General features: G+C 56.1%; 7 protein-coding genes. 2 read left to right on the forward strand and 5 right to left on the reverse strand.

The genetic code is table 11. From position 1 onward, the window contains the following. On the reverse strand, positions 1 to 262 hold a 262-nt coding region (locus JJ869_RS19195), incomplete at its 3' end, for a DUF1467 family protein (protein ID WP_292269634.1). Positions 263 to 297: 35 nt separating this feature from the next. Then, positions 298 to 702, reverse strand: a complete 405-nt coding sequence (gene mce / locus JJ869_RS19200) for a methylmalonyl-CoA epimerase (protein ID WP_292269636.1) — start codon at positions 700 to 702, stop codon at positions 298 to 300. 125 nt (positions 703 to 827) lie between these two features. On the opposite strand from mce, the gene JJ869_RS19205 reads away from it, so the two are divergent. Next, positions 828 to 1,544: a response regulator gene (locus JJ869_RS19205; RefSeq protein WP_292269638.1), complete on the forward strand. Its 717-nt coding sequence runs from the start codon at positions 828 to 830 to the stop codon at positions 1,542 to 1,544. Between the two features lie 127 nt (positions 1,545 to 1,671). Here the strand turns inward: JJ869_RS19205 and aspS are convergent, their stop codons facing one another. After that, positions 1,672 to 3,450, reverse strand: a complete 1,779-nt coding sequence (gene aspS, locus JJ869_RS19210) for an aspartate--tRNA ligase (protein ID WP_292269640.1) — start codon at positions 3,448 to 3,450, stop codon at positions 1,672 to 1,674. Positions 3,451 to 3,781: 331 nt separating this feature from the next. Here aspS and carB point away from each other — a divergent pair, with 331 nt between their 5' ends. Further along, on the forward strand, positions 3,782 to 7,114 hold the full coding sequence (carB, locus tag JJ869_RS19215) for a carbamoyl-phosphate synthase large subunit (RefSeq protein WP_292269643.1): 3,333 nt from the start codon (positions 3,782 to 3,784) through the stop codon (positions 7,112 to 7,114). Between the two features lie 109 nt (positions 7,115 to 7,223). On the opposite strand, the gene JJ869_RS19220 is transcribed toward carB, so the two are convergent. Next, positions 7,224 to 7,865: a flagellar hook capping FlgD N-terminal domain-containing protein gene (locus JJ869_RS19220; protein WP_292269646.1), complete on the reverse strand. Its 642-nt coding sequence runs from the start codon at positions 7,863 to 7,865 to the stop codon at positions 7,224 to 7,226. 6 nt (positions 7,866 to 7,871) lie between these two features. Next, on the reverse strand, positions 7,872 to 9,278 hold the full coding sequence (locus JJ869_RS19225) for a flagellar hook-length control protein FliK (RefSeq protein ID WP_292269648.1): 1,407 nt from the start codon (positions 9,276 to 9,278) through the stop codon (positions 7,872 to 7,874). Between the last annotated feature and the right edge of the window lie 324 nt (positions 9,279 to 9,602).

A 9,602-nucleotide genomic window follows, 5' to 3' on the forward strand; every position in this document is an offset into this window, starting at 1 on the left:
CCATCCGGCCAAAGAAGTCCAGATCGCGCACGGTGATCCATCCGGACAGGATGATTCCCGCGATCACGATCCAGAGGCCGATACTGACAAAGGTGGTGATCCACGCCTTTTTCTTGAGGTTGTGTACCTCGGGGGACCCGGCATGGGTGCCCGGCACGATCTGCCCGACATCGCCCTGTGTCTGCAGCCTGATGGGGATCACGATCAGGAACACCATGAACCAGATCACGGCATAGAGGACGATGGCAGAAGTGATGGACATGGGCAGGCTCCTTTACATGCGAATATGGGGCCGCGTCAGACTTGTTCCAGCTCAACTAGGCATCCGTTGAAGTCTTTGGGATGCAGGAACAACACGGGTTTACCATGCGCACCAATCTTTGGGGTGCCGTCGCCCAGCACGCGTGCGCCGGTTTCCTTGAGATGGTCGCGAGCGGCGATGATGTCATCCACTTCGTAACAGACGTGATGGATGCCACCCGAGGGGTTCTTTTCAAGAAACCCGGCGATCGGGCTGTTGTCGCCCAGCGGATAAAGAAGTTCGATCTTCGTGTTCGGCAATTCGATGAAAACCACGGTTACGCCGTGATCCGGTTCGTCCTGCGGAGCGCCAACCTTCGCGCCCAGCGCGGTGCGGTATTGGTCTGATGCCGCTTCGAGATCCGGCACCGCAATCGCCACGTGATTCAAACGTCCAATCATCTTCTGTCTCCGTCTTGCATTTGGCGGCTTATCCCCCGAGCCGGAAAATCAGACAAGAGCCTGCCGCCCATTAACGCTCTGTTAGCCGCGACCGCGCCAAAATGAAGCGACTCACGGAGGGTTAAATGATCGACGATGACGCTTTCGACCACCTGCGCAGGCCAACAGCGACCCGACCGCTGCTTGGTTTGACGATCCTCGCTGTCGAGAACAGCTTGTATGCCTGTGATGCGCTTAGATTGATGTGCCTTCACAGCGGCGCCCGTCTCAGGCGCGCCGACTGCCTGAAATCCGCCCGCCGCCACCTGCAGGTCTACCGTCCGTCAGTGGTCTTTATTGATCTCGGCCTGCCAGATGGAAACGGCGCTGAACTGATCGAAGATCTGTCTCGATCTACGCCGCGGGTGGATGTGATCCTTGCCTGTAGCGGCGATCCATTTGCGGAAAATGTCGCTCTTGCCGCCGGTGCGGATGGGTTCCTCGCCAAACCCATCGCAAATCTTGGGGCGTTTCAGCACGCGATCCTCCAACACCTGCCAAACGATGCGCGACCAAGCGGGCTGCACCCGGTCAGAACCGATATCATCCAACCAGACGCAGTCGCCTTTCGAGAAGATATGGCCTTTGCCGCCGAAATCCTTGCAGGTCCGCTGGACTTGCAGGCAATCAGTTATGTCTCATCCTTTGTGCACGGCGTTGCGATGGAGGCAGAGGACCATGTTCTGGAACATGCCGCTGCGGACCTCGCACTTGCGCAGTCCAAAGGCCTGCCGATCCACGGTCCTATGTCCCGACTGGCCAGGCTGGCCGAAACCCGCGTGCAAGACGCCGTCGCAATCTGATGCGAAAGGCCACCCAATTTTGGGTGGCCTTTGCTTCTTCTCTTCAAACCGATCAATTCCTGCGCAGGAATTGCACCCATAAGGTCGGGGCGAAGCAACAAGCTCCCCCCTACCCTTTGTCCTGCGGTCAGCTTTCTTTCGGCAAGACGCGCAGACCAAGCTCCATGAGCTGATCGCTCGTGGCCTCGGACGGAGCGTTCATCATCAGGTCTTCAGCGCGCTGGTTCATCGGGAACATGATGACCTCGCGGATGTTCGCGGTGTCAGCAAGAAGCATCACCACCCGATCGATCCCCGCAGCACAGCCGCCGTGCGGTGGTGCGCCAAACCGGAAGGCGTTGACCATCCCGCCAAAGCGTTTGCGCACTTCCTCTTCGCCATATCCCGCCAGTTCGAACGCCTTGAACATGATCTCGGGCTTATGGTTCCGGATCGCACCGGAAATGAGCTCGTATCCGTTGCATGCGAGATCGTACTGATATCCCAGCACTTCAAGCGGATCGCCATTTAGCGCGTCCATGCCACCCTGGGGCATCGAGAACGGGTTGTGGCTGAAATCAACCTTACCGCTTTCTTCGTCCTTTTCGTACATCGGGAAATCGACGATCCACGCAAAGGCAAAACGGTCCGTTTCAGTCAGACCCAGTTCGTTGCCAATCTCAATGCGGGCTTTGCCAGCCACCTTTTCAAAGCTCGCAGGTTTGCCACCAAGGAAGAACGCAGCGTCGCCATTTCCCAATCCCAGCTGCTGACGGATTGCTTCGGTACGTTCCGGGCCGATGTTCTTGGCCAGCGGACCGGCGGCTTCCATGCCGTCGTCACCATCACGCCAGAAGATGTAGCCCATTCCCGGCAGACCCTCTTTCTGGGCAAAGGCGTTCATGCGGTCACAGAACTTGCGGCTGCCACCGCCCGGTGCCGGGATCGCGCGAATTTCGGTTCCGTCCTGTTCCAGCAGCTTGGCGAAGATCGCAAAACCCGATCCCCGGAAGTGATCGGACACGACCTGCATCTTGATCGGGTTGCGCAGGTCAGGCTTGTCGGTCCCGTACCACAGGGCGGCATCACGATAGGAAATCTGCGGCCATTCGCTGTCGACCTTGCGACCACCGCCGAATTCCTCGAAGACGCCCTGCATCACCGGCTGGATCGTGTTGAACACGTCCTGCTGGCTGACAAAGGACATCTCCAAGTCGAGCTGATAGAAATCTGTAGGCGACCGATCGGCGCGCGGATCTTCGTCGCGGAAACAGGGCGCAATCTGGAAATACTTGTCAAAGCCGCTGACCATGATCAGCTGTTTGAATTGCTGCGGCGCTTGCGGCAACGCGTAGAACTTGCCCGGATGCAGACGGCTCGGCACAAGGAAATCGCGCGCACCTTCGGGGCTGGACGCGGTGATGATCGGCGTCTGGTATTCGCGGAAATTTTGCGCCCACATCCGCTTGCGGATCGAGGAAACCACATCAGACCGCAACGTCATGTTGCGCTGCATCGCCTCGCGGCGCAGATCAAGGAAGCGGTACCGCAGACGTGTTTCTTCGGGATACTCCTGATCCCCGAACACGATGAGCGGCAGTTCCTCTGCGGCACCCAGCACCTCCATGTCGCGGATGAACACTTCGATTTCGCCGGTCGGCAATTTCGGGTTCACAAGGCTTGCGTCACGCGCCTTCACCTCACCGTCGATGCGGATGCACCATTCCGACCGAACCTTTTCGACATTCGAGAAAACCGGGCTGTCCGAATCGCACAAAAGCTGTGTGACGCCGTAATGGTCGCGCAAGTCGATGAAAAGAACACCACCATGATCCCGGATGCGATGCACCCAGCCAGACAGGCGGACGGTCTGGCCAACATCGGCCTTGGTCAGATCGGCGCAGGTGTGGCTGCGAAAGGCATGCATGTCGGATTTCCAATTCTCTGTAGATTTCAGGTCGCCCGGCTCAATGATGCAGCTTGGTGCAAAAGTCCAGACATCGCGTAGGATTCCGCCATGTCCGGTTGACGAATGTGACCAAACCGTAGCCGTTCCAGAGTGCCGATAGTCCCGTTGCACAATGCGAGGGGCGCATACGGCGCGAGACGGCATCGGACGTGGCCAACGCTGAAAAGCGTGTACGGGTAAAAACAACGTCGCAAGAGGCTTGAACGTCACTCACGCATGTCTATAACCCGCTGGAATTTGCCCGCCGGGGTCTGCACCCGGCTTGGACCGCGCAAAACGAGGTGACACAATGCCCAAACGTACCGATATCAAATCGATCATGATCATCGGAGCAGGGCCCATCGTCATCGGGCAAGCTTGCGAATTCGACTACTCCGGTGCGCAGGCATGCAAGGCGCTGCGCGAAGAAGGGTATCGGGTCATCCTCGTGAACTCGAATCCGGCCACCATCATGACTGATCCGGAACTGGCCGACGCCACATACATCGAACCAATCACTCCGGAGATCGTCGCCAAGATCATCGAAAAAGAGCGTCCTGACGCGCTGCTTCCGACCATGGGTGGTCAGACAGGATTGAACACCTCGCTGGCGCTGGAAGAAATGGGCGTCCTTGAGAAATACGGCGTCGAGATGATCGGGGCCAAGCGTGAAGCCATTGAAATGGCTGAGGATCGCAAGCTCTTCCGCGAAGCCATGGACCGGATCGGGCTGGAAAACCCCAAGGCCACGATCATCACCGCCCCGAAAAAGGCGAACGGAAACGCCGACCTGGATGCCGGTGTTGCCTTGGCCTTGGCCGAACTGGAGCACATCGGCCTGCCTGCGATCATCAGACCCGCATTCACCTTGGGCGGCACCGGCGGTGGCGTGGCCTACAACCGCGAAGATTTCATGCATTATTGCCGCTCGGGCATGGATGCGTCGCCGGTCAATCAGATCCTCGTCGATGAATCGCTGCTGGGCTGGAAAGAGTTTGAGATGGAAGTCGTGCGCGATCGCGCCGACAATGCGATCATCGTCTGCGCCATCGAAAACGTTGATCCGATGGGTGTACACACTGGAGACTCCATCACGGTCGCACCTGCGTTGACGCTCACCGACAAGGAATACCAGATCATGCGCAACGGCTCGATCGCCGTTTTGCGCGAGATCGGTGTTGAGACCGGTGGGTCCAACGTCCAGTGGGCGATCAATCCGCAGGACGGACGCATGGTCGTGATCGAAATGAATCCGCGGGTCAGCCGGTCCTCGGCGTTGGCCTCAAAGGCAACGGGCTTCCCGATTGCCAAGATAGCGGCAAAACTGGCGGTGGGTTACACGCTCGACGAGCTGGACAATGACATCACCAAGGTGACGCCCGCGTCGTTCGAGCCGACTATTGATTATGTGGTCACCAAGATCCCCAAATTTGCCTTTGAAAAATTCCCTGGATCCGAACCGCATCTGACCACTGCGATGAAATCCGTGGGCGAGGCTATGGCGATTGGCCGTACAATTCACGAGTCATTGCAAAAGGCGCTGGCCTCAATGGAATCCGGTCTGACCGGGTTTGATGAGATCGATATCGAGGGCGCGCCGGAAAAATCGGCTGTCATCAAGGCGATCAGCAAACAGACCCCCGACAGGATGCGCACCATTGCCCAGGCCATGCGGCACGGCCTGTCTGATGACGACATTCACGCGACGACGATGTTTGACCCATGGTTCCTTGCCCGCATCCGCGAAATCGTCGAAGCCGAAGAAGTGGTCCGCGCCAACGGGCTTCCGGCTGACGAGGCTGGCATGCGCGCCCTCAAGATGCTGGGTTTCACCGATGCCCGACTGGCCAAGTTGGCAGGTCTTACAGAAAAAGACGTCCGCGCGCGCCGCCTGAAGCTGAACGTGAAGGCCTGCTTCAAACGGATCGACACCTGCGCCGCCGAATTCGAAGCGCAAACCCCCTACATGTATTCCACCTACGAAGCCCCGATGATGGGCGAGGTCGAGTGCGAAGCACGTCCGAGCGACCGTAAGAAAGTGGTCATCCTCGGGGGTGGCCCCAACCGGATCGGTCAGGGGATCGAATTCGACTATTGCTGCTGCCATGCCTGTTTCGCGCTGACTGACGCGGGTTACGAGACCATCATGGTCAACTGCAACCCTGAAACCGTGTCGACCGATTATGACACTTCGGATCGTTTGTATTTTGAACCGCTGACCTTTGAGCATGTCCTCGAGATCCTGCGCGTGGAACAGGAGAACGGCACGCTTCACGGTGTGATCGTGCAGTTCGGTGGGCAGACGCCGCTGAAGCTGGCTCGCGCTCTCGAGGCCGAGGGCATTCCAATCCTCGGGACCACGCCGGATGCGATTGACCTTGCCGAAGACCGCGAACGGTTTCAGGCGCTTGTCAATAAGCTCGGTCTGAAGCAGCCCCATAACGGCATCGCATCAACCGGTGCGCAAGCCATGGCGATTGCAGAAGATATCGGCTTTCCGCTGGTCATCCGACCCTCATACGTTCTGGGCGGGCGCGCGATGGAAATCGTCCGCGATATGGGTCACCTTGAACGCTATATCAACGAGGCGGTCGTAGTGTCCGGCGACAGCCCGGTCCTTCTGGACAGCTATCTGTCCGGAGCGGTGGAACTTGACGTGGATGCGCTTTGCGATGGCACGCGGGTCCATGTTGCTGGAATCATGCAACATATCGAAGAGGCAGGCGTTCATTCGGGCGACAGCGCCTGTTCGCTGCCACCCTACTCGCTCTCCGACGACATTCTTGCCGAGATCAATCGCCAGACCGAATCCCTGGCCCTTGCGCTGAACGTCGTTGGTCTGATGAACGTGCAATTTGCGATCAAGAATGGCGAAGTTTATTTGATCGAAGTGAACCCGCGCGCTTCGCGTACGGTACCTTTTGTCGCCAAGGCGACAGATTCGGCCATCGCTTCCATTGCGGCACGTGTCATGGCGGGCGAACCGTTGACCAACTTCCCGATGCGTGACCCTTATCCCGAGAACGCGGATTACGATACGATCTTGCCGCTAGCGGACCCGATGACCCTTGCCGATCCGATGATGCCGTGGTTCTCGGTCAAGGAAGCCGTGCTGCCATTCGCACGTTTTCCGGGAGTCGACACGATTCTCGGCCCGGAAATGCGCTCCACTGGCGAGGTCATGGGATGGGACCGATCTTTCCCGAGGGCGTTCCTCAAGGCACAGCTTGGCGCGGGAAACCATTTGCCCCGTTCCGGCAGCGTGTTCTTCTCGATCAAGAATGATGACAAGACTGACCAGCTTGTAGAAACCGCACAGATTCTCGTGGAACTTGGGTTCAAGATCGTGGCGACCTCAGGCACAGCGAAATTCCTGTCGGAACACGGTATCACCTGTGAAGTCACCAAGAAAGTTTACGAGGGTCGGCCCAATATCGTCGATCTCATGAAAGACGGCGGGATCGATCTCGTGATGAACACAACCGAGAGTGCGGCAGCCGTAGAAGACAGCCGCGATATCCGGTCGGTCGCGCTTTATGACAAGATCCCGTACTTCACCACCGCAGCCGGCGCACATGCTGCCGCGCTTGCGATGAAGGCGCAGGAGGAAGGCGAACTCGTCGTGAAACCGCTTCAGGCCTAGTTGCATTGTTAAAATGACTTGGAAACAGTTTTGGGCGTTGCAAGACCCTGTCTTGATGGGTGCTGCGCAAGCGGAAGTTAAGTCAGCTCTTAGTGAAACACTGGGCTGATCACCGCAGCGTCGTGATCGCCGTTTCAGGAACGACCGTGCCGTTGGCCAGCAACAATTCCACCTGCGTCGCCCCAAATCGCACTTCTTCGACCAAATCACCTGTGGCAATGCGCACGTCGATATTTGTTTCATCTGCTACCCTGCGGATTTCCGCCGTATAGGTGGCAGGAGCTACAATCCGACCTTCGGAATCCGTGCCATTCCAAGTCACTCTCGACTGTCCCGCAGCCAAGGCGGCTTGGGAAACAACCGCGCCCCTTGAGTCGAGGATGACAAGTTTAACATCTCCGTCGAGTTCGTTGATATCAGCGATTTCCAGCGTTATTTCCGCCCCGGTGAAATCAAACGGTCCTTCATGCAAGGCAAACCTGCCGACGACTGACGCATATGCCTTGATGCCACCAGCACCAAACGCGGAAGCAAGAATATCCAGTTTCTGATTGGTCAGAGTCTGCTGCTCCACCATGGAAAACGACGCCAGTTGACTTGCGAATTGGTCGGCCGCCATTGGGCTGAGCGGGTCCTGGTTTTGGATCTGCGTGGTCAACATCCTCAGGAAAGTCTCGAAATCCTGCGACACATTCGAGATTTGCGCCTGAGACGTGCTACTGTTTGCCCCCATGATCGAAGCTACATCCATCGTACTTTACACTCGCTTGTCGATGCCGGAGACAACTGCATCAAAGTTTTGTATTGTCGCGGTAATCGAAAGGTCGATTTCCGTCTCCGATGGTCGAATTTCCGGCGAACGCTTTTGCGCGTCAGATCCCGAACGGCCACTGTTGAACGTGAATTCGTACCCTTCGATGCCCAAACGTTTGAAGGTCGTTTTGAGTTCGTGCTGATTACGGGACATCAGATCGAGAACCTCTTTGCTGGAGGACGTGAAAGTCACATCCAATATGTCACCGATGGGCTCAACGGTGACCGAAGACTGCGGTTCCGCGCCATTACCGTCTGGCGCCCGAGGTTGGAGCGGTAGCGGATTTGCGACAAGCCGATCGTGTGCCACCAGCCTCAGACTGCTTTCGCTCAAACGCGGCGCGTGCGTCGGCGGCACCTCCGCATCCAATTCGGGCGTCGTCATGTAGATTGAAGTCTCAAATGTTGGCACAGTTGGATTTTTGGGGTCCCAGCTGGGGTGCAGACCGTTCGTATCTTGCTGTAACTGCGCTGGCCTTTGATTTTCAACGCTACCGCTGATTGGAAATTCCTTTGTTTGAATTTCGGGGTGCGAATGAGCTGATGTCGGCACACGTGTTAATCCGGCAGGAGAGCGGACTGGGCGAATGTCAATATCCTCACCGGTTTGTGCGGTTTGATGCAAGCGTATTGCTTCTAGTCCAAACTTTTTCGGGTCAGGTGTTTCGTGGCCCTTAATGTGCACAACTTTCTCCAAGTTTCTTTTACCAGTTATCAATCGAAGCAATCCGAGCGAAGGAGTATTTCCATCGACCTGACTATGTCGATACTGCAAGAAGTAGTCTTGAGGTTTTAGCGGCTGACTCGATACATTTGCACGGACCAACCAAGGCGCTGAAAAAGCTTCATTTTCCAGAATTTTATCTGAAACATCCAGATCGGACATTCTGGGATTTTCGTCGTCTGACGGAACAATAATGTCCAGATCTTTTGTCAGGTTTATAAGATCAGAAGAGGAAACAGCTTCGTTTGAATCAGAACTGAAAAGTAACTGGGCTTCAGGAAGCTTTGGATGTTTGGAATGCTCTGAAAACTTAAGATCAGTTGGGATTGTCCCATCGCCATCCATCACCGGCTCGATAGATCCTTCAGCACCATGATCGCTGTCAGAACAGCTTATCTGACAATGGATGTTTGGAAAAAAATAATTTTTATGACTTGTTTCTGCCGAAAGACGAGGATTGTCACCACCTGAACCAAAATCCTGTTTTTTCAAAATAAGTAGGTCGCGACTGATCATCTCAAACTGGAATGCATCTGCCTTGGTCCTTTCCGAATTGGTGAGCTCAAGAGATGGGGAAGCCCCATATCGATCATTCAGTGTCAGACCGTGGCCATTTGGAACAATCATTTTATCTCTCACAGAGTGTTGATCTCGATATTCTATAGAGAGCATTAATCAGTAGTTAATTTTTGGAGTTGTGTGGATAAAATTTGATCCATTTCAGATTTCGACACCTCCATCAATTCATAATTCCTTCATGAATTCCATAGAGTTTGATCGTGCACAAATCAGTGGCGCGGGAAATTCCCAGCAGGCGGTGTCAGCAAATTGTGTTGGCGCGAGGGCCTGAAGCGAGCAGCAGCCTGAGCGCATCAAGGTAGGAGCGGTCCGCGTTGTTCCGGGCGGCATGCCATCGGCCGTAGGCGGCAAGGTTCTTCGATGCGGGTCCGC

The sequence above is a fragment of the Marivita sp. genome (genome assembly GCF_017643905.1).
Classification (GTDB): Bacteria; Pseudomonadota; Alphaproteobacteria; order Rhodobacterales; family Rhodobacteraceae; genus Marivita.

Bases quoted from the DNA above. Each gene is read 5' to 3' on its own strand.
- JJ869_RS19225 (WP_292269648.1), bottom strand. From the start codon at position 9,278: ATGATTGTTCCAAATGGCCACGGTCTGACACTGAATGATCGATATGGG.
- carB (WP_292269643.1), top strand. From the start codon at position 3,782: ATGCCCAAACGTACCGATATCAAATCGATCATGATCATCGGAGCAGGG.
- JJ869_RS19220 (WP_292269646.1), bottom strand. From the start codon at position 7,865: ATGGATGTAGCTTCGATCATGGGGGCAAACAGTAGCACGTCTCAGGCG.
- mce (WP_292269636.1), bottom strand. From the start codon at position 702: ATGATTGGACGTTTGAATCACGTGGCGATTGCGGTGCCGGATCTCGAA.
- JJ869_RS19205 (WP_292269638.1), top strand. From the start codon at position 828: ATGATCGACGATGACGCTTTCGACCACCTGCGCAGGCCAACAGCGACC.
- aspS (WP_292269640.1), bottom strand. From the start codon at position 3,450: ATGCATGCCTTTCGCAGCCACACCTGCGCCGATCTGACCAAGGCCGAT.